Raw genomic sequence first — 17,178 nt, forward strand, 5'->3', positions numbered from 1 at the left:
ACAGCGGACCTTCAGGCCCGCCGGCGATACGGCTGCTGGGCTCACCTCCTCCATTTTCCGCTGACGGGCCTTCACCGCGCAACCCGTCGGGCGTCCAGACGTTCCGGAGACGAAAGACCGCCGCGCCAGAACGCGCTTCGGTTGCCGTGACCGCACGTCACCAGTGAAAGGACAGACCATGAGCGACATCGTCAGCGACCCGAAGATCAAGCCGCAGACTCAGGACACCATGCCGGGCCGCGAGTACGAGATGGACCCCGCCCCTGACTGGAAGCCGCGCTTTCCCGGCGTCGGCAAGCTCGACGGCAAGGTCGCGTTGGTCACCGGCGGCGACTCGGGCATCGGCCGCGCCGTGGCGGCCCTGTTCGCCCGCGAGGGCGCGAAAATCGCCATCGCCTATCGCGAGGAAAGCCGTGATGCCGAGGACACGAAGAAGATCGTCGAGGACGAAGGCTCGGAATGCCTGACCTTCGAGGGCGACCTCGGTGACAAGGCCCATGCCGCCAAGGTGGTCGAGGACACCGTTGCGCATTACGGCAAGCTCGACATCGTGGTGAACAACGCGTCGCAGCAATACCTGGACTGGCCGATCGACGAAGAGCTCTCCGAAGAGCGGCTGGACGACATGCTCCGCTCGAACGTGAAGAGCTATTTCCATGTCACGCAGGCGGCGCTGAAGCACCTCAAGGAGGGTGCGACGATCGTGAACACCACGAGCGTCAACGCCTTCAAGGGCAACGACCACCTCGTCGGCTACTCCACCACGAAGGGCGCCGAACTTGCCTTCTCGCGCTCCATCGCGATGGCGCTTGCCGATCGCGGAATCCGTGTGAACGCGGTGGCGCCGGGGCCCGTCTGGACGCCGTTCATCCCCGGTTCGATGCCGCCCGAGATGGTCGAGGATTTCGGCAAGGACGCCCCCTTGGGCCGGGCCGGCCAGCCGTGGGAGATCGCGACCGCCTACCTGTTCCTGGCGGGGCCGGATGGCAGCTATTTCACCGGCCAGACGCTGCACCCGAACGGCGGGAAGATCGTCGGGGCCTGAGAAACGAAGTGCCCGGCCGACCCTCTCAGGATCGGCCGGGCACGTTATGGCGGGCGGCCTAGCGTCCGGCTTCGTGGAACACCTCGCCCTCGCCGGCCGCGCCGCCGAAGGCGATCACGTCGAACTTGGCCTCGGGATCGTCGCCCATGCCGGGCGAGCCGGCGGGCATGCCGGGAACCGAGAGTCCGTCGATTTGGGGACGCTCGTCCAGCAGCTTGCGGAGTGCGGCGAAGGGCACGTGGCCCTCGACCGTGTAGCCCTCGATCTCGGCGGTGTGGCAGGACCACAGGTCCGCGGGGACGCCGGCCGCGCGCTTCATGCCGACATAGTCGCGGGTCTCTGTCACCTCGACCTCGAACCCTTCTTCGCGGGCAAGGTCCACCCACGCCGCGCAACAGCCGCAGGTCGGCGTCTTGGTGACATGGAGCGTGGTCCCTTCTTCGGCGATGGCGGGTGCGGCGAAGGCGAGCGCGACGGCGAACGCGCCGATGCGGGAAAATTTCTGCATGATGTCTCTCTCGATCGTTCTGTGTCGTTTCGGAGTGGAGTCAGCCGAAACGGGGCGGGTCGAGAGTGCCAGACACGATGGTGGCGGTGAAGGCCACGTCACCGGGCAGGGGATGCCGGAGGCGTCGCGGAGTTTCCTCGGGAAAGCTCGCCGGCGCGGGGACGAGGGCGCAGAGCGCGACGCATCCTGCCGTGGAATGATGGCCGGTGTCGCAGCAATGGCTCGACGCGGCCTCGACAGACGCTTGATGCTCGACCGGCGCCGCAACGGCGGCGAAGGACGCCAGCATCAGGGCGAGGATCAGGACGAGCATGCGCATGACGAGAGCTAGGCTAGCCCCGCCCCGTCCGCGCCGCAATGCACGCTTCTGTCAGTCGAAGAGCTTGCGCAGCAGCAGCCCGGCCGCAAAGCTAGTCACGGCAAGGCCGCCGAAGGCGATGTAACGCGCCTTGTCGCCGTCGATGGCGACGGCGTCGTGCCTCGTGCGATCATCGAATCGGCCGCGTGACGAGGCGGGGTAGGTCACGGGGGCAAACATGTTGTTCTCGCGTCCGCCAGGCTCGGCCTCGGCGCTCTTCTGGGCCTCGGCGCCGTCCTTGGCCAGCTTTCGGTCCAGCCAGCCGGGCGCCACGAAGCTGCCGAAGATCAGCGCGAACACCGATTTACCCACGAGGATTTCGCGCGCGTCGGTGTCGACGGCCTGCAGCACGGCTTGCGCCGCGGCGCTCGGATCAAGGATGGGTGGGGCCGGCTGGGGCTTCTTGCCCAGCCGGTTTAGCGCCCAGTCGAACTGCGGCGTGTTCACCGCGGGAAGCTGGACGATCGACAGCGAGATCGGGCGCCGTTCGCGCAGAAGCTCGGCCCGCAGAGCCGAGACGAAGCCGTTGATCCCGTGCTTCGAGGTGCAATAGGCCGCCTGGAACGGCAGCGACTGGTACGCGAGCGCCGAGCCGATGTGAACGATGTTGCCGCGCTTCATGTACCGCAGCGCCAGCCGGGTGCCGTTCACCTGTCCCAGCAGGGTCGTCTCGACGATCTTGTTGAACTCGTCCGGGGGGACGTCCTCGAACCGGGAATAGCTGGTCAGCATCGCCGAATTGATCCACACGTCCGGCCGTCCGAGCGTGCTTACGAGGCTGTCGACCGCCCGTTCGAGCGCGCGGGCGTCGCCCACATCGGCTGCGGCGGTGGCAACGTGGTCCCCAAGATGCGTCTCCATCGCGTCAAGCCGATCCTGCCCGCGCGCGATGACGCCGACGCGGTAGCCCCGGTCGATCAGGGCCTCGACCACGGCATGTCCGACGCCGGCAGAACCGCCGAGCACGATCGCTGTTTTCTGGGACATGGGGGGCCTCCGGCGCTGGGGTTCGGCGACCAACGACCCGGGCCAAAACCTGTTCCCCGCGCGGGGCTAGCGCCGCGCCATCATCGACAGGCGGATCAGCGCCCGCTCCATCAACGCCATCTGCGGGGCCTTCGCGGTGGATCGTAGGGTCAGGTCGGTATCGGTCAGGATCTGAATCGCCTCTTCCAGCCGGTGCAGGCCGATGCGCGTGGCCTGCCGCTGTATCGCATCGCGGCGCGGGCCATAGACCGGCGGGCGCAGCTTGCCGATTCCCGAGCCCGGCCCCCCCGGATCGGCGGCCACCGCGTGAAGGGTTCGCCAGTGCCGCATGGCCGCGATGGCAAGCGCCACCGGCTGTGCGCCCTGCGCCTCGAGCCGGGACAGGATCGGCCCGATCGCGGCCGTGCGTCCGTCGGCTGCGGCGTTCAGCACGTCGTCGAGGTCGGCTTCGGTCGAGGCGGGGGCGCAGGCGGCGACCTCGTCCGGGGTCAGCGGGCTGTCGTCGCCATGCTTGTAGAGTGCGATCTTCGCGATCACCTGCCTGAGATCGCCGGGGGCAAGGTCCTGCGCCATCGCGTGAATCGCAGCGGCGGCGTCGCGATCGAGCGTCAGACCGGCCTCGGTAATCCAGGCGTCGATTTCGCCCCGGTCGGGCGGATTGTCGTAGACGGCGATGCAGCCGGCGGTCGGGTGCTTCTCGAAGGTCTTGCGGATGGGCGAGGTGGGCTTCAGTGACCCGCAGATGACGACCATGTGCGCGTCGCCCGGCTGCCAGTCCAGAAGCGCAGCCGTGATCTGATCGGCATTGTGCTGATTGGCATCTTCGAGCAGCGCGACCCGAGGCCCGGGAAAAAAACCCTGCGCCTTCAGCGCGTCGGTCAGCAGCGACTTGTCCTTGCGCAGATCGGACCCGGAGATGCGGGTCAGGCGCATCTCGTCATCGGCATTCGGACCGGCGATGTTGCGCACGAGGTCCTGCCGCTTCAGCGCCACGCGCATCCCGTCCTCACCGTAGATCAGCGTCGCGGGGCTCGCGTCCGGCGGCTTGGCGATCCAGGAATTGGCGTCGCGGGCCGACAGCTTCATGTGCGCCAGGCGGGCGAGGTGGCCAGAAGGTCTGCGACGATCTTGTCGGCAAGAATGGTCATCAGCCGCTCGCCCGCGTCGCGCCGTGCCTCGCTGACCGAGTAGTAGCTGCCGACATATGGCTCGCCCGGTTCGGGCGTGATGTCATCGTCGATAAGGGGAGAGCTGTAGCCCGTGAAGCTCGCCAGGGTGTGGCGGCGCAGGACGCTTTCCGTCTCGAGGTCGATCAGGCTGTAGGTGACGGTCCCGACCAGTTGCCGACGGGCGACCGCGTTGTCGTTGGTCCGCCCGAGATTCCGGGTCGAGATTCGCACGTCCGCCGCCAGCCGGTAGCGCGGAGAGGCCGGCTGCCCGAGGCGATCCACGAGCCGGGTGAATAGCGCGTAACCGGCCTCGTCGACCGGCTCGTCCACGATGATTTCGCCGGTCAGCCCAGCCGCCGGGCCGCCTGGGCCATAGACCGGGCGGAACCCGCAGGCGGGAAGGGCGGCGAGGGCTGCGACGAGGCCCCGACGCGTCCAGTCTGCCCTAGACGACGACATTCACGATCTTCCCCGGCACCAGGATCACCTTCTTGGGTGTAGCACCGGCAAGCTGGCGTTGCACGGCATCGCTGGCCAGCGCGAGGGCCTCGACCTGTTCCTTCGGCGCGTCCTTGGCGACGCGGATCTCGTCACGGCGCTTGCCGTTCACCTGGATCGGCATGGTGACCTCGTCCTCGACCAGCATCGCCGGATCGGCCTGAGGCCATTTCGCCGTGGTCACCAACCCCTCGCCGCCCAGCATCCGCCAGAGTTCCTCACTGAGGTGCGGGGTCATCGGCGCCATGAGCTGCGCAAGGGTGCGCGCGGCCTTCACTTGCGCCTTGCGACCAGCCTGTGACTTCGACAGCGTATTGGCGAAGGCGTAGAGGCGCGCGATTGCGGCGTTGAAGCCAAAGCTCTCGATGTTCACCGTAACGTCGTGGATGGCCTTGTGCATCTCGCGCAGCAGGGTCTCGTCATCGCCCCCGGTCTCGGGCGCATCGCGCGCACCCTCCGCGATCCGCCAGACCCGGGCGAGGTGCTTCGACGCCGCCTCGGCCCCGGCTTCGGTCCATTCCACGTCGCGCTCCGGGGGCGAATCGGACAGGACGAACCAGCGCGCGGTGTCGGCGCCGAAGCGGTCGATGATCTCGACCGGGTCGACCACGTTGCGCTTGGACTTGGACATCTTGGCCGATGGGATGACCTGCACCTGCGTCCCGTCCTGCAGGAAGGCGCCTCCGTCGCGCAGGTCGACCTCGGACGGCAGGTAGTAGGTCTTGCGGCCCGAGGCGTCCTCGGTCTGGTAGATCTCGTGCGTCACCATGCCTTGGGTGAACAGTGCGTCGAACGGCTCGATCGCCGAGGCGGGCAGATGGCCGCAGGCGTGCATCGCGCGGGCGAAGAAGCGCGAGTAGAGCAGGTGCAGGATCGCGTGCTCGACCCCGCCGATATACTGGTCGACATTCATCCAGTAGTCGGCCTCGGCCGCGTCGGTGGGCGTGGTCGCTCCGGGTGAGGTGAAGCGGGCGTAGTACCAGGACGAATCGACGAAGGTGTCCATGGTGTCCGTCTCGCGCTTCGCCGCCGCACCGCATTGCGGGCAGGAGACGTCGCGCCAGGTCGGGTGCCGGTCGAGCGGGTTGCCCGGCGTGTCGAAATCCACGTCGCGGGGCAGTTCGACGGGCAGGTTTTCCTTCTTCTCGGGCACCACGCCGCAGGTGTCGCAGTGGATGACGGGGATCGGGCAGCCCCAGTAGCGCTGGCGCGACAGGCCCCAGTCGCGCAGGCGGAACTTGGTCACGCCCTGGCCCCAGCCCTCGGACTCGGCGCGGTCGATGGCGGCGTCGATGGCCGCCTCGCCAGTCTCCTCGGCGGCACCGGCGACAATACGGGTGTAGCGCACGACCTCGGTTTTGGGCGGGACGAAGGGCTCGCCCTGGTCCTCGGGCGCGGTGTGGGGGCCGTTCATGGGCACGAAGGTCGACTTCACCGGCAGGTCGTACTTGCGGGCGAAATCCAGGTCGCGCTGGTCATGGGCCGGGCAGCCGAAGATCGCGCCGGTGCCGTAATCCATCAGGATGAAGTTGGCGACGTAGACCGGCAGCTCCAACGACGGGTCGAGCGGGTGAGTCGCCTTCAGCCCAGTGTCGAAGCCGCGCTTCTCGGCCTTCTCCAGCTCTTCCTCGGCGGTGCCCATCTTACGGCACTCGGCGTTGAAGGCGGCGAGGTCGGGATTGCTCGCTTCCAGTTCCCGCGCCAGCGGGTGGTCGGGCGAGATGCCGACGAAGCTGGCGCCCAGCAGGGTGTCGGGGCGGGTGGTATAGACCTCGACCTTGTCGTCACGACCGGCCAGATCGAAGGCGAATTGCAGGCCGCGCGACCGCCCGATCCAGTTCTTCTGCATCGTGCGGACCTTGTCGGGCCAGTTCTCCAGCCGGTCGAGCGCGTCCAGCAGATCCTCGGCATAGTCCGAGATCTTGAAGAACCACTGCGTCAACTCGCGCCGTTCGACCAACGCACCGGATCGCCAGCCGCGCCCGTCCTCGACCTGCTCGTTGGCGAGCACGGTCATGTCTATCGGGTCCCAGTTCACCACCGCGTTCTTGCGATAGACGAGGCCCTTTTCCAGGAAGTCGATGAACATCGCCTGCTGCTGGCCGTAATATTCAAGGTCGCAGGTGGCGAATTCGCGGCTCCAGTCCAGCGTCAGGCCGAGGCGCGCGAACTGCGCCTTCATGTTGGCGATGTTCTGGTAGGTCCAGTCGCCGGGATGAACCTTGCGCTCCATCGCGGCGTTCTCTGCCGGAAGGCCGAAGGCGTCCCAGCCCATCGGGTGCAGGACCGCGTGGCCCGTCGACATCTTGTAGCGCGCGACCACGTCGCCCATCGTGTAGTTGCGCACGTGGCCGATATGCAGGTTCCCCGACGGATAGGGGAACATCTCGAGCACGTAGTATTTCGGCTTGGTATCGTCGCGGCGGGCGGTGAAGCAGCCGGCCTCGTTCCAGGCCTTCTGCCATTTCTGTTCGATCTGGGCGGCGTCGTAGCGGGCCATGGGCGTCCTGTCCGAGGTGTTTTGCGTCGCGCGCCTTGATAGGTGCCGCGCCGGGGCGGGTCCAGCCCGCGCCCTTTGCCATCGCTGCAATTCTGCGGCATTCAGCCCGCGGTTACGACGAGAGTGCGCATGGTCATCCTGTTCCTGCACCAGAACTTTCCCGGCCAGTTCGCGCACCTCGCCCCCGCGCTTGCCGCCGCCGGGCACCGTGTCATCGCCCTGACGAGCCGCTTCAAGGAAAGCACCCGCTGGCGCGGGGTCGAGGTCATCGCCTACCGCTATGAACCGCCCCACGACCGCAAGTCGCACCCGTGGTCGAGCACCCTCGATCGCGCAGTAGATCGCGGCGCGACCGTGTTCCGGGCCTGCGAGGCGCTGAAGGCGCGGGGGCTGACCCCGGACGTGATCGTCGCGCATTCAGGCTGGGGCGAGGCGTTGTTCCTGCGCCATGTCTGGCCCGACGCCCGTATCGGCGTCTTCGCCGAGTTCTTCTATCGGGCCGCAGGGGCCGACATCGGCTTCGATCCCGAATTCGAAGGCCGCGGAGAGCTTGGCCGTGGCGCGCGTGTCGACATGAAGAACCTCGCCATGCGCCTGCAACTGGAAGCGGCGGATGCCGGGATTTCCCCCACGCATTGGCAGGCGGACATGCACCCGCCCGAGCTGCGGCAGAAGATCTCGGTCCTGTTCGACGGCATCGACACGGATGTCATCTGCCCCGATGCCCAAGCCGAGCTGACCTTGCCCGGCCACGGCACGTTCCGCCCAGGCGAAGAGATCGTCACCTTCGTGAATCGCAACCTGGAGCCCTACCGCGGCTTCCACGTCTTCATGCGCGCGCTGCCGGATCTTCTGCGCGCTCGCCCCAGGGCGCGGGTGGTGATCGTGGGTGAGGACGGGGTCAGCTATGGCGCACCTCCCGAGGGTGGGGGCAGCTGGAAACAGGTGCTGGTGGAAGAGGTGAAGGGCCGCATCCCCGAAGCCGATTGGGCGCGGGTCCATTTCACCGGGCGGATCGAACGCGAGGCCTTCACGCGCCTCCTGCAGGTGAGTCGCGTGCACGTCTACCTGACGTATCCGTTCGTGCTCAGCTGGTCGCTGATCGAAGCGATGAGCGCAGGTTGCGCCATCGTGGGGAGCGATACCTCTCCGGTGCGCGAGGCGATCCGGGATGGCGAGACCGGTCTGCTGTTCGACTTCTTCGACGGGCAGCGGATGGTCGCGCTTGTGGATCGCCTTCTCGATGATCCCGAGGCGCGGGCGGCGCTGGGTCAGGCGGCACGGCAGGCGGTGGTGCAGAGATACGACCTGCAGCGCGTCTGCCTGCCGGCGCAGTTTCGCTGGATCGACGCGCTGGCGAGAGGGTGAGGAGTCAGAGCCCCTCTTCGGCCTGACGCAGCTGCCGGGCGCGGGTCAGGATCGCATTCTCGACCGCCTGCGCGGTGGCGGCGTTGACGGGGCCGCTCTGCGTGGCCAGCGCCACGTTGAGCGACCGCGCCTCCAGCGCCGGATCCTGCACGTAGACGGTGGCGCGGTAGGCCTGCCCGCCTCCTGGCGGGCGACCGTAGCCGTAGGACATCACGCCGGTGAACGGGTCGGCCGTCTCGAGCGGGAGGAAATCCAGAACCTCCTGCGAGGCGCGCCAGATGTACTTGTTCACCTCGACCGTCTGGTTGGGGTCGTCGACATTCAGGAACAGGTCGAAGACCGACTCGCGCTCTTCGACGTTGCGATCCAGAAGCTCCCGCTGCGCGAGATTGGCCTCACGATCCGCGCAGGCGGAAAGGACGGCGAGCAGGCAGGCCGTACCGGCAAGGCGGATCGTCGTGGGTGCGCGCATGGGTCCGTATCCCTCCTGGCGTGAACGTGCCTGTTGAGTATCCGAGGCGCCGCTCGCGGGCAAGGAACCAAATCCCGGATGCTAAGTTGAGCCTGCAAGCGATTTGAGAAACGGGAAAGATCGACGCGATCCTTCGCTGTTTTGTGGACGGCGATCTCGTCACCACCAAATTGCGAGTTTGCAGGGTGCCGCCTGCTAGGGCGGTATCTGCCCGAACCGTGCGAGTATCCGGCCCGATTGGGCCACGACAATTAGACAGTCGAAACGAAAGGAAGACTTATGAAGCGTATCGCCACCCTCGCCGCCGCTGCCCTCGTTGCCGCTCCCGCTGCTTTCGCCGAGCAGCACATGGCCGAAGACGAAGGCATGAGCATGATGCAGCAGCGTCTCGAGAACGCGCTGGCCGATTGCCAGGCCAGCCTCGAAGAAGAAGATCTGATGAACCTGACCCTGGCGCAAGTCTCGGGCATCATCATTCAGTCGAACTCGGCCGACAGCAATCAGGACAAGTGCCAGAAGATCGAAGCCCTGATCCAAGACTGATCGCGACATCTGCCTCGGCAGGATCAAGGGCCGCCTTTCCGAGGCGGCCCTTTTTCCGTTCAGCCGGACCAGAATGCGGTGTGGCAAGGCTGCACCAATCTGCGCCCTGATGACACCCGCCCTCCACGCTTGCTTGAGGCAAAGGGGGAAAAGCGTCATTCCACGCTTGTGCCCACGAGGTGACCACCCTTGGGGCTGAAAAGAGATCATGAGGGATACCATGGAAAAGTTTCTGCTAGCCTCCACGGCTCTGGTCGCCTCGACGACCTTCGCCTTCGCTGAGGTGAACGTCTCGGGTACGGCCGAGATGGGTGTGTTCGGCGCCAGCGAAGACCTGTTCAACGATGAGTCCGACGATATCGAAGATGCGGACCTCCAGTTCCACACGGATATCGACGTCATCTTCACCATGGCTGGTGAAACCGACGCCGGCCTGACGTTCGGCGCCGAAGTCGACCTGGACGATGTGATCAACGACAACACTGTCGAGACCGACATCGTTCTGGACCGGAACGACGACGGCTTCATCACCGGCACCGGCACGAGCACCGGCCGCACTGTCTTCCCCGCGACGGACGATGACTCCGACGACGGCGGCATCGTGATCTTCGTGGACGGCGCCTACGGCCGCCTGACCATGGGCGACACCGACGGCGGCTTCGACTGGGCGCTGGAAGAAGCCATCATCGGTGGTTCGCTCCGTGACGACCACGAACATGCCGGCTACAATGGCAACTCGGGCCTCGACGGCACCTATGACGGCCAGATCGCCCGGTACGAGTACGCTTTCGGCGACTTCGCTGTCGCGGCTTCGGCTGAAATCGACGACGACGACGATGGCGAGGGCGATGACCCGGTCCTCGGCATCGGTGCTCGCTACTCCGGTGAGTTCGCCGGTGTCGCGTTCGGTGCCGGCGTCGGTTACCAGGGCGGTGCGGACGTTGCCGACGACGACGACCTTGTCGACAGCGCCGACGCTTCGGTCGCTGGTCTGAGCCTCTCGGCCAAGATGGACAACGGCTTCCAGGGTATCTTCAACTACTCGCACTACGATGATGACCTGGGCGGCGATGCTGACCACTACGGCGTGGCTCTCGGCTACGAGTTCGGCGCGTTCCTGATCGCTGCCAACTACGGCACGTTCGACGCCGACGACGAAGGCGCAGCAGATGCTGAAGGCTATGGCATCGTTGCGAACTACGATCTGGGCGGCGGGGCCGAGCTGCAGGCCGGCTACGGCAACAACGATGTGGACGGCGACGAAGACTACTCGACCTACTCGTTCGGCATCGCGATGTCCTTCTGATCCAACCGGATCGGATGCAAGGATCGGGCGGCTCTTCGGAGCCGCCCTTTTCTTTTGTGCGCCTCTTGGGCAAAACCAGCGCCGATAGGAGGATCGCCCATGTCCCTTGCCGAGATCCGTCAGCGCGCCGAGACTGCCGCCGAGAAAGCCGGCCGCTCTGTGCAGGAGATCGAGCTGGTCGCCGTCTCGAAAAAGCAGCCTGACGAACGGGTCGAGGCTTTGCTGGACGAAGGCCACCGTGTCTTCGGCGAGAACCGCGTGCAGGAGGCGCAGGGCAAGTGGCCCGGCTTCCGTGAGCGGTTCGGAGATGTGCGGCTTCATCTCATCGGGCCGTTGCAGACCAACAAGGCCCGCGCTGCGATGGAGCTGTTCGACGTGATCCAGGTGCTCGACCGGCCGAAGCTTGCGACCGCGCTGGCGCGCCTGGCACAAGAGATTGGGCAGTGCCCCGACCTCTACGTCCAGGTCAATACGGGGGAGGAGGACCAGAAGGCCGGCATCTCCCCGCGCGAGACCGACGCCTTCGTCGCCGAATGCCGCAAGATGGACCTGCCGATCCGCGGCCTGATGTGCATCCCGCCCTTGGATGAAGAGCCGAGCCTGCACTTCGCCCTGCTGCGCAAGATCGCCGGGCGGAACGGGCTCGACGGACTGTCGATGGGGATGAGCGCTGACTTCGAGAAGGCGATCGCCCAGGGCGCGACCTGCATCCGCGTGGGCTCGGCCATCTTCGGCAAGCGGCCCGCGCCCTAGACGATCAGCCGCGTGTCAGGCGTCAGGCGCCCGGCAACCCACGCAAGGTCCGCCGGTTCCATTGCGACGCAGCCCTCGGTCGGGTAGCCGGGGCGACGCCAGCGGTGCAGGAAGATCGCCGACCCGCGGCCCGGCACCGCATCGGGCCAGTTCCAGTCGGTCAGGATCACCAGATCATACAGCGGATCGGCCCGCCGCAACCGCTCGTGGCTGAAAGGCGAGGGGCCTCGTGACATCCGGTTGTAGCGGGGGTCCGTCGGATCGTCCGACCAGATGTCCTGCAGCCCGATCGGGATCGCCCACGGCACCGGCGGAGCGACGCGATCCGGACGATAGAGTACGCCCGCAAGCCGGTGCATGCCGCTTGGCGTCGCACCGTCGCCTTCTTGCTTGTCGTCGGTGATGCCGCCGCGGCCGATGGTGCAGGGGATGCGGCGGCCGCCAAGGCGGAGGCCGGCTGGCGTAAGGACCAGGTCGTGCGGTGTCATGTCATGTGCCCCGATTTCTCGGATTTGATGCGAAGGTAGTCGCGGTTGAAGCGCGTCTCGCCGACCCAGAGGGGTACACGCTCGACGACTTCGATGCCCTTGGCCTGAAGCTGCGCGACCTTGCGGGGATTGTTCGTCATCAGGCGCACCTGCCCGACACCCATCTCGCGCAGAAGGGACGCGCCCAGCCCGAAGTCGCGTTCGTCATCGTCGAAGCCCAGGCGATGGTTCGCCTCGACCGTGTCGAATCCTTGGTCCTGCAGCGCGTAGGCCCGCATCTTGTTGGCGAGGCCGATGCCGCGCCCCTCCTGGTTCAGATACAGAAGGATGCCGCTTCCGGCGGCGGCCATGGCTTCGAGCGCCGTATTCAGTTGCGGTCCGCAGTCGCACTTCAGCGAGCCGAGCACGTCCCCGGTGAAGCAGGCCGAGTGAAGCCGCGCCAGCACGGGCTTGCTGCGGTCGGGGCGGCCGATCTCGACCGCGTAATGCTCTTCGCTACCGTCGTCGGGGCGGAAGATGTGCAGCCGCGTGTCGGTGGTGGCCGCGACCGGCAGGCGGGCGTTGACCACCGATGACAGCCTTGCAGGGGTCTGCGGAGCGATCGCTTCGAGGGGCAGGCGGGTCAGCACGGAAGGGGCCTGCGCCACGGGCCGCACGACAACCGCCGGCAGGACTCGCGCCGATTTCGCCAGGGCGAGGCCGGCGCGTGCCAAAGTGGCCGATCCCTCGCGCCGCGCGTTGAAGGGGCCCTTGAGCGGCGTCGACAGATCCTCGGCCGGGTCGATCATCGCCTGCAGATCGCCGGGTCTCAGGTCGGGCGACAGGGGCAGACGGACGAGGTCGCCGTCATAGAGGCGGATCTTCAGCGTCTCGGCCCGGCGGTGGGTCAGCGCGAGTTCGGCCGTTCCGTCCGCGATCATCGCCGAAAGGCGCGGTGCCGACAGCGCCTCGGCCGCGGCGACGAGCGCGCGGATGTCGCCATCATCGACCACGACGGGCAGGCCCATGCGCAAGTCGGCGCGGGCACGAGCGACGAGTTCGGGCAGAGAGGGGACAAACGCATCCATTGCGCCGGGAATAGGATGCGCCGCCGTAAAAGTGAATTGGAACCGACGCTTCTCATAACGCTCGCGTGAGTCTTTGTCGCAGACCTTGAGCGCCCTGAACCACGTTCACATTTGCGCGTTGTGTCCCCACGGAGGGTAAGATGAGCCAACTTAAGAAAATTCTGCTGGTCGATGACGACGACGACCTGCGCGAGGCACTGAGCGAGCAGCTGGTGATGACCGAGGACTTCGACGTGTTCGAAGCCGATTCGGCCGCACACGCGATGGAGCGGGCCCGGTCCGATCTTTATGACCTCGTTATCCTCGATGTCGGCCTGCCCGACAGTGATGGTCGCGAACTGTGCAAGCTGATGCGTCGTCAGGGTGTCAAGTGTCCGATCATCATGCTGACCGGCCATGACAGTGACGCCGACACGATCCTCGGCCTCGACGCTGGCGCGAACGACTATGTGACCAAGCCGTTCAAGTTCCCGGTCCTTTTGGCCCGGATTCGTGCCCAGCTGCGCCAGCACGAGCAGTCCGAAGACGCGATCTTTCAACTCGGCCCGTATTCCTTTCGGCCTGCGCAGAAGACGCTGGTGGACGAGGCAGATCGCAAGATCCGTCTGACCGAGAAGGAAACGAACATTCTCAAGTTCCTCTACCGCGCGCCCGACGGCGTCGTGCCGCGGGACGTGCTGCTGCACGAGGTCTGGGGCTACAACGCCGGCGTGACGACTCACACGCTGGAGACTCACATCTACCGCCTGCGCCAGAAGATCGAGCCCGACCCTTCGAACGCGCGGCTGTTGGTGACGGAAACCGGCGGCTACCGCCTGTCGATCTGAAAAAGGGGCCGGCAGGCCCCTTTCTTCACGATTCCGGGTCGTCGGCCTCCTCGGCCCGGATGATCGTGGCCTGAATGTCGGCCGACAGAGTGGTGCCTTCTTCGGCGACCACTGTGACGTCCTCTTCGCCAGCACTCAGCGTGGCGCGGATATTGCCCGTGAAAAGCAGCGAATCGCCTGAGACCTCAAGGTTGTCGAGGTCGAGATTGATCGCCTCGTCCGAGGCTGTCAGTGTCTTGCCGTCGCGGTTCAAGGCCATTTCGCCGCGCAGCAGCTCGGGGTTCCGGCTCGCGGTCTCGGCGGTGAAGGTGAAGGTCACCTCGTTGGCATCGTTCATCGGGCTGTCGGCGGGGTAGGCGACAAGCATGACCTCGATTCCCTCTTCCATCTCGCGCCAGCCGGTACGGGCATCGGCGCCGTCCGCGATGACGTAGGCCACCTGAACCCCGTCGAGGGTGCCGCTCATGGCGCCTACGGTGGCGGGATCCTGGGCGAGGGCCGGAAGTGGCAGGGCAAGGGCGAGGGCGGTCAGCGCGTGGCGCATTGGGGTCTCCTTTTTCGCTTGGTCCGGGAACCAACATCCGGCCCGGCCCGGCGTTCCGGTGACAAGCGGTCACGTCGGGGATAGGAGGAAGCCCGCGGCGCCCTGAGGAGAGAAAATGCCCTTCACCATCTGCACCTGGAACATCAACTCCGTCCGCCTGCGCGCGGCCCTCGTCGAGCGCCTGCTGCGCGAGGAAGCGCCCGACGTCCTGTGCCTGCAGGAGTGCAAGTCTCCGGTCGAAAAGGTGCCCTCGTTCGAAGGGCTCGGATACCCTCACATCGTGGCGCGGGGGCAAAAGGGCTACAACGGCGTCGCGATCCTGTCGAAGCGGCCGATCGAGGAGGTCAGTGCCTTCGACCACGCCGATCTCGGCCACGCGCGCCACGTTTCGGCCCGGCTCGAGAACGGTGTGGTGGTGCACAACTACTATGTCCCCGCCGGCGGCGATGTGCCGGACCGCGAGGTGAACGAAAAGTTCGGCCAGAAGCTCGACTACCTGACCGCCATGCGCGACGCCTTTCGCGCCGAGCGTCCCGAGCGGTCGATCCTCGTGGGCGACCTGAACATCGCGCCCCGCGAAGACGACGTCTGGTCGCACAAGCAGCTCCTGAAGGTCGTCAGCCACACGCCGGTCGAGGTCGCGCAACTGGCCGAGACGCAGGAGGCCGGCGGCTGGGCGGACGTCACCCGCGCCGACATCCCCGACGGCAAGCTCTATTCCTGGTGGTCGTACCGTGCCAAGGATTGGGATGCGGCCGACAAGGGACGCCGGCTGGACCACGTCTGGGCCTCGGCCGACATCGCCAACGCCGCGCATTCCAGCCGCGTCCTGCGCGATGCCCGCGGGTGGGAGAAGCCGTCGGACCACGTGCCTGTCTTCGCCACCTTCGACCTCTGAAGGCTTGCGTAACGGGTCCGCGCGGCCCATTTCAGGCGCAACGCACGAAATCGCGAGGGGAACGGACATGGTGATCGATCTGATGGGCGGGCAGCCGCAGCCCGGGGGCGACGACCTCATCAAGGACACGACCGAGGCGACCTTCATGGCCGACGTTGTCGAGGCCAGCCAGGAGGTCCCGGTGATCGTCGACTTCTGGGCGCCGTGGTGCGGCCCCTGCAAGACCTTGGGCCCGATGCTCGAGGACGCCGTGCGCGCCGCCAAGGGTGCGGTCAAGATGGTGAAGGTCGACGTGGACCAGGCCCAGCAGATCGCGGCGCAGCTTCGTATCCAGTCAATCCCGACCGTCTATGCCTTCTACAAGGGCCAGCCCGTCGACGGTTTCCAGGGCGCCGTACCGCAATCCGAGATCAAGGCCTTCGTCGACCGCCTGATCGCCCAGGCCGGCGGTGACGCCCCTGATGGTGGGCTGGATGAGGCCGTCGCCGCGGCCGAAGAGATGCTGGAGCAGGGGGCGGCCACCGATGCCGCTCAGACCTTCGCCGCGATCCTGGGCGAAGAGCCGAACCACCCCGCCGCCTATGCCGGCCTCGTCCGCGCCCACATCGCAATGGGCGACCTCGACCAGGCCGAGGCGATCCTGAACGGCGCCGACGCCTCGATCGCCAAGGCCCCCGAGCTCGACGCCGCGCACGCGCAGCTTGAGCTTGCCAAGCAGGGCGCCGCGGCCGGGCCGGTGGACGAGCTGACTGCCAAGGTCGAGGCCAATCCCGACGACCACCAGGCGCGCTTCGACCTGGCTCAGGCGCTGCATGCGAAGGGCCGGACGGAAGAGGCGGTGGATCAGCTTCTCGAACTCTTCCGCCGCGATCGCGAATGGAACGAGGGGGCCGCGCGGGCGCAGCTCATCACGATCTTCGATGCGCTGCCGGCCAAGGACCCGGTCGCGCTGAAGGGCAGGCGTCGCCTGTCGTCGATGATATTTGCCTGATACGGCGTTTGCCTGGGGCGGGGGGGCGGACTACCTGCCCCTTCATGCTCCATCCCGCGGATCTTCCTCAGACTATTCCGATCTTTCCCCTGCCGGGCGCGCTGCTTCTGCCCCGGGGACGATTGCCGCTGCACATCTTCGAACCGCGCTACCTGGCGATGGTGGAGGATTGCATGAAAACCTCTCACCGGCTGATCGGCATGGTCCAGCCCCGCGAAGTTCCCGCCGGTGAGCCGCGCCTGCAAAGCATTGGCTGCGCCGGTCGCCTGACCGGGCTGAGCGAGACCGAGGACGGTCGCTACATGATCACCCTTTCGGGCATCTCGCGCTTCCGCATCCGCGAAGAGGTCGAGGGGTTCACGCCCTACCGGACGTGCGACGTGGCGTGGGAGGGATTCGAGCGGGACCTCGGCGCGTCTGAGAAGGACCCGCAGCTTGACCGCAAGCGGTTCCTGGGCCTGCTCGGTCGCTATTTCCAGGCCGAAGAGCTGAAGACCGACTGGGAATCGCTGGGCGAGGCAGAGGACGAGCTTCTGATCAACGCGCTGTCGATGCTCTGCCCGTTCGAGCCCGAGGACAAGCAGGCGCTGCTCGAGGCGCCGACGCTCGAGACACGGCGCGAGACGCTAGTGACCCTGATCGAATTCGCCCTTGCGGGCGGCGGCGACGAGAGGCTGCAATGAGCGCCGACCGTAAGATGCTGGAATCGCTGGTCTGCCCCCAGACCCACGCCATGCTGAGCTACGATGCCGAGCGGCAGGAGCTGATCTCGAAGGCGGCGAACCTTGCCTACCCGATCCGCGAGGGCATTCCGATCATGCTGCGCGACGAGGCACGGGTTCTGGATGACTGAGGC

Annotated in this window: 20 protein-coding genes; 10 read left to right on the plus strand and 10 right to left on the minus strand. The window is 66.6% G+C overall.

What is annotated here, in order from left to right:
* Positions 1 to 178: 178 nt before the first annotated feature.
* The gene (locus ACFDS3_RS01740; protein WP_375260613.1) at positions 179 to 1,045 is read left to right on the plus strand and encodes an SDR family oxidoreductase; all 867 of its coding nucleotides are present in this window, start codon (positions 179 to 181) and stop codon (positions 1,043 to 1,045) included.
* 58 nt (positions 1,046 to 1,103) lie between these two features.
* On the opposite strand, the gene ACFDS3_RS01745 is transcribed toward ACFDS3_RS01740, so the two are convergent.
* The 6 genes from ACFDS3_RS01745 to leuS all read right to left on the minus strand — a co-directional run bounded on the left by ACFDS3_RS01745 (position 1,104) and on the right by leuS (position 7,065).
* A complete protein-coding gene (locus ACFDS3_RS01745; RefSeq protein WP_375260614.1) occupies positions 1,104 to 1,553 on the minus strand; it encodes a DUF411 domain-containing protein in 450 nt (149 codons plus the stop codon).
* A gap of 40 nt (positions 1,554 to 1,593) precedes the next feature.
* Positions 1,594 to 1,872 (minus strand): hypothetical protein, encoded by a 279-nt coding sequence (locus tag ACFDS3_RS01750; RefSeq protein WP_375260615.1) that lies wholly within the window; start codon positions 1,870 to 1,872, stop codon positions 1,594 to 1,596.
* Positions 1,873 to 1,923: 51 nt separating this feature from the next.
* Positions 1,924 to 2,898, minus strand: a complete 975-nt coding sequence (locus ACFDS3_RS01755) for an SDR family oxidoreductase (RefSeq protein ID WP_375260616.1) — start codon at positions 2,896 to 2,898, stop codon at positions 1,924 to 1,926.
* A 66-nt stretch (positions 2,899 to 2,964) separates the two neighbouring features.
* Entirely contained in the window at positions 2,965 to 3,984 is a 1,020-nt protein-coding gene (gene holA / locus ACFDS3_RS01760) for a DNA polymerase III subunit delta (protein WP_375260617.1), read from the minus strand.
* On the minus strand, positions 3,981 to 4,526 hold the full coding sequence (lptE, locus tag ACFDS3_RS01765) for an LPS assembly lipoprotein LptE (protein WP_375260618.1): 546 nt from the start codon (positions 4,524 to 4,526) through the stop codon (positions 3,981 to 3,983). Before lptE ends, holA begins: the two co-directional genes overlap by 4 nt.
* Positions 4,513 to 7,065: a leucine--tRNA ligase gene (gene leuS, locus ACFDS3_RS01770; RefSeq protein ID WP_375260619.1), complete on the minus strand. Its 2,553-nt coding sequence runs from the start codon at positions 7,063 to 7,065 to the stop codon at positions 4,513 to 4,515. Before leuS ends, lptE begins: the two co-directional genes overlap by 14 nt.
* A gap of 129 nt (positions 7,066 to 7,194) precedes the next feature.
* Here leuS and ACFDS3_RS01775 point away from each other — a divergent pair, with 129 nt between their 5' ends.
* Complete coding sequence (locus ACFDS3_RS01775) at positions 7,195 to 8,433, plus strand: glycosyltransferase (protein WP_375260620.1); 1,239 nt, start codon at positions 7,195 to 7,197, stop codon at positions 8,431 to 8,433.
* A 4-nt stretch (positions 8,434 to 8,437) separates the two neighbouring features.
* Here ACFDS3_RS01775 and ACFDS3_RS01780 read toward each other — a convergent pair whose 3' ends face one another.
* Positions 8,438 to 8,905 carry a DUF3576 domain-containing protein gene (locus ACFDS3_RS01780; RefSeq protein WP_375260621.1) on the minus strand — a complete coding sequence of 156 codons (468 nt, stop codon included), beginning with the start codon at positions 8,903 to 8,905 and terminating at the stop codon, positions 8,438 to 8,440.
* Positions 8,906 to 9,184: 279 nt separating this feature from the next.
* Here ACFDS3_RS01780 and ACFDS3_RS01785 point away from each other — a divergent pair, with 279 nt between their 5' ends.
* The 3 genes from ACFDS3_RS01785 (at position 9,185) to ACFDS3_RS01795 (ending at position 11,507) form a co-directional block, all read left to right on the plus strand.
* Complete coding sequence (locus ACFDS3_RS01785; RefSeq protein WP_375260622.1) at positions 9,185 to 9,448, plus strand: hypothetical protein; 264 nt, start codon at positions 9,185 to 9,187, stop codon at positions 9,446 to 9,448.
* A 220-nt stretch (positions 9,449 to 9,668) separates the two neighbouring features.
* Positions 9,669 to 10,754 (plus strand): porin, encoded by a 1,086-nt coding sequence (locus tag ACFDS3_RS01790; protein WP_375260623.1) that lies wholly within the window; start codon positions 9,669 to 9,671, stop codon positions 10,752 to 10,754.
* Between the two features lie 99 nt (positions 10,755 to 10,853).
* A complete protein-coding gene (locus tag ACFDS3_RS01795; protein ID WP_375260624.1) occupies positions 10,854 to 11,507 on the plus strand; it encodes a YggS family pyridoxal phosphate-dependent enzyme in 654 nt (217 codons plus the stop codon).
* On the opposite strand, the gene ACFDS3_RS01800 is transcribed toward ACFDS3_RS01795, so the two are convergent.
* Together ACFDS3_RS01800 and ribA are read right to left on the minus strand one after the other, a co-directional pair.
* Positions 11,504 to 11,995, minus strand: coding sequence for a L,D-transpeptidase (locus tag ACFDS3_RS01800; RefSeq protein ID WP_375260625.1), 492 nt, complete (start codon positions 11,993 to 11,995; stop codon positions 11,504 to 11,506). The genes ACFDS3_RS01795 and ACFDS3_RS01800 overlap by 4 nt on opposite strands.
* Positions 11,992 to 13,062, minus strand: coding sequence for a GTP cyclohydrolase II (gene ribA, locus ACFDS3_RS01805; protein ID WP_375260626.1), 1,071 nt, complete (start codon positions 13,060 to 13,062; stop codon positions 11,992 to 11,994). Before ribA ends, ACFDS3_RS01800 begins: the two co-directional genes overlap by 4 nt.
* Positions 13,063 to 13,202: 140 nt before the next feature.
* Here ribA and ACFDS3_RS01810 point away from each other — a divergent pair, with 140 nt between their 5' ends.
* Positions 13,203 to 13,889, plus strand: a complete 687-nt coding sequence (locus ACFDS3_RS01810; RefSeq protein ID WP_375260627.1) for a response regulator transcription factor — start codon at positions 13,203 to 13,205, stop codon at positions 13,887 to 13,889.
* Between the two features lie 25 nt (positions 13,890 to 13,914).
* Here the strand turns inward: ACFDS3_RS01810 and ACFDS3_RS01815 are convergent, their stop codons facing one another.
* Entirely contained in the window at positions 13,915 to 14,433 is a 519-nt protein-coding gene (locus ACFDS3_RS01815; protein ID WP_375260628.1) for a hypothetical protein, read from the minus strand.
* 115 nt (positions 14,434 to 14,548) lie between these two features.
* Here ACFDS3_RS01815 and ACFDS3_RS01820 point away from each other — a divergent pair, with 115 nt between their 5' ends.
* The 4 genes from ACFDS3_RS01820 to ACFDS3_RS01835 all read left to right on the plus strand — a co-directional run bounded on the left by ACFDS3_RS01820 (position 14,549) and on the right by ACFDS3_RS01835 (position 17,175).
* On the plus strand, positions 14,549 to 15,331 hold the full coding sequence (locus ACFDS3_RS01820; protein WP_375260629.1) for an exodeoxyribonuclease III: 783 nt from the start codon (positions 14,549 to 14,551) through the stop codon (positions 15,329 to 15,331).
* Positions 15,332 to 15,398: 67 nt separating this feature from the next.
* Complete coding sequence (gene trxA / locus ACFDS3_RS01825; protein WP_375260630.1) at positions 15,399 to 16,322, plus strand: thioredoxin; 924 nt, start codon at positions 15,399 to 15,401, stop codon at positions 16,320 to 16,322.
* A gap of 44 nt (positions 16,323 to 16,366) precedes the next feature.
* Complete coding sequence (locus ACFDS3_RS01830; protein WP_375260631.1) at positions 16,367 to 17,005, plus strand: LON peptidase substrate-binding domain-containing protein; 639 nt, start codon at positions 16,367 to 16,369, stop codon at positions 17,003 to 17,005.
* Positions 17,002 to 17,175, plus strand: coding sequence for a Trm112 family protein (locus ACFDS3_RS01835; protein WP_375260632.1), 174 nt, complete (start codon positions 17,002 to 17,004; stop codon positions 17,173 to 17,175). Before ACFDS3_RS01830 ends, ACFDS3_RS01835 begins: the two co-directional genes overlap by 4 nt.
* Positions 17,176 to 17,178 lie beyond the last annotated feature (3 nt).

The organism is Palleronia sp. (assembly GCF_042089775.1).
Taxonomy (GTDB): Bacteria; Pseudomonadota; Alphaproteobacteria; order Rhodobacterales; family Rhodobacteraceae; genus Palleronia.

What these genes read in the sequence shown, in the direction of transcription:
- ACFDS3_RS01740 (WP_375260613.1), top strand. Translation starts at nt 179, where the DNA reads ATGAGCGACATCGTCAGCGACCCGAAGATCAAGCCGCAGACTCAGGAC.
- ACFDS3_RS01745 (WP_375260614.1), bottom strand. Translation starts at nt 1,553, where the DNA reads ATGCAGAAATTTTCCCGCATCGGCGCGTTCGCCGTCGCGCTCGCCTTC.
- ACFDS3_RS01750 (WP_375260615.1), bottom strand. Translation starts at nt 1,872, where the DNA reads ATGCGCATGCTCGTCCTGATCCTCGCCCTGATGCTGGCGTCCTTCGCC.
- ACFDS3_RS01755 (WP_375260616.1), bottom strand. Translation starts at nt 2,898, where the DNA reads ATGTCCCAGAAAACAGCGATCGTGCTCGGCGGTTCTGCCGGCGTCGGA.
- holA (WP_375260617.1), bottom strand. Translation starts at nt 3,984, where the DNA reads ATGAAGCTGTCGGCCCGCGACGCCAATTCCTGGATCGCCAAGCCGCCG.
- lptE (WP_375260618.1), bottom strand. Translation starts at nt 4,526, where the DNA reads ATGTCGTCGTCTAGGGCAGACTGGACGCGTCGGGGCCTCGTCGCAGCC.
- leuS (WP_375260619.1), bottom strand. Translation starts at nt 7,065, where the DNA reads ATGGCCCGCTACGACGCCGCCCAGATCGAACAGAAATGGCAGAAGGCC.
- ACFDS3_RS01775 (WP_375260620.1), top strand. Translation starts at nt 7,195, where the DNA reads ATGGTCATCCTGTTCCTGCACCAGAACTTTCCCGGCCAGTTCGCGCAC.
- ACFDS3_RS01780 (WP_375260621.1), bottom strand. Translation starts at nt 8,905, where the DNA reads ATGCGCGCACCCACGACGATCCGCCTTGCCGGTACGGCCTGCCTGCTC.
- ACFDS3_RS01785 (WP_375260622.1), top strand. Translation starts at nt 9,185, where the DNA reads ATGAAGCGTATCGCCACCCTCGCCGCCGCTGCCCTCGTTGCCGCTCCC.
- ACFDS3_RS01790 (WP_375260623.1), top strand. Translation starts at nt 9,669, where the DNA reads ATGGAAAAGTTTCTGCTAGCCTCCACGGCTCTGGTCGCCTCGACGACC.
- ACFDS3_RS01795 (WP_375260624.1), top strand. Translation starts at nt 10,854, where the DNA reads ATGTCCCTTGCCGAGATCCGTCAGCGCGCCGAGACTGCCGCCGAGAAA.
- ACFDS3_RS01800 (WP_375260625.1), bottom strand. Translation starts at nt 11,995, where the DNA reads ATGACACCGCACGACCTGGTCCTTACGCCAGCCGGCCTCCGCCTTGGC.
- ribA (WP_375260626.1), bottom strand. Translation starts at nt 13,062, where the DNA reads ATGGATGCGTTTGTCCCCTCTCTGCCCGAACTCGTCGCTCGTGCCCGC.
- ACFDS3_RS01810 (WP_375260627.1), top strand. Translation starts at nt 13,203, where the DNA reads ATGAGCCAACTTAAGAAAATTCTGCTGGTCGATGACGACGACGACCTG.
- ACFDS3_RS01815 (WP_375260628.1), bottom strand. Translation starts at nt 14,433, where the DNA reads ATGCGCCACGCGCTGACCGCCCTCGCCCTTGCCCTGCCACTTCCGGCC.
- ACFDS3_RS01820 (WP_375260629.1), top strand. Translation starts at nt 14,549, where the DNA reads ATGCCCTTCACCATCTGCACCTGGAACATCAACTCCGTCCGCCTGCGC.
- trxA (WP_375260630.1), top strand. Translation starts at nt 15,399, where the DNA reads ATGGTGATCGATCTGATGGGCGGGCAGCCGCAGCCCGGGGGCGACGAC.
- ACFDS3_RS01830 (WP_375260631.1), top strand. Translation starts at nt 16,367, where the DNA reads ATGCTCCATCCCGCGGATCTTCCTCAGACTATTCCGATCTTTCCCCTG.
- ACFDS3_RS01835 (WP_375260632.1), top strand. Translation starts at nt 17,002, where the DNA reads ATGAGCGCCGACCGTAAGATGCTGGAATCGCTGGTCTGCCCCCAGACC.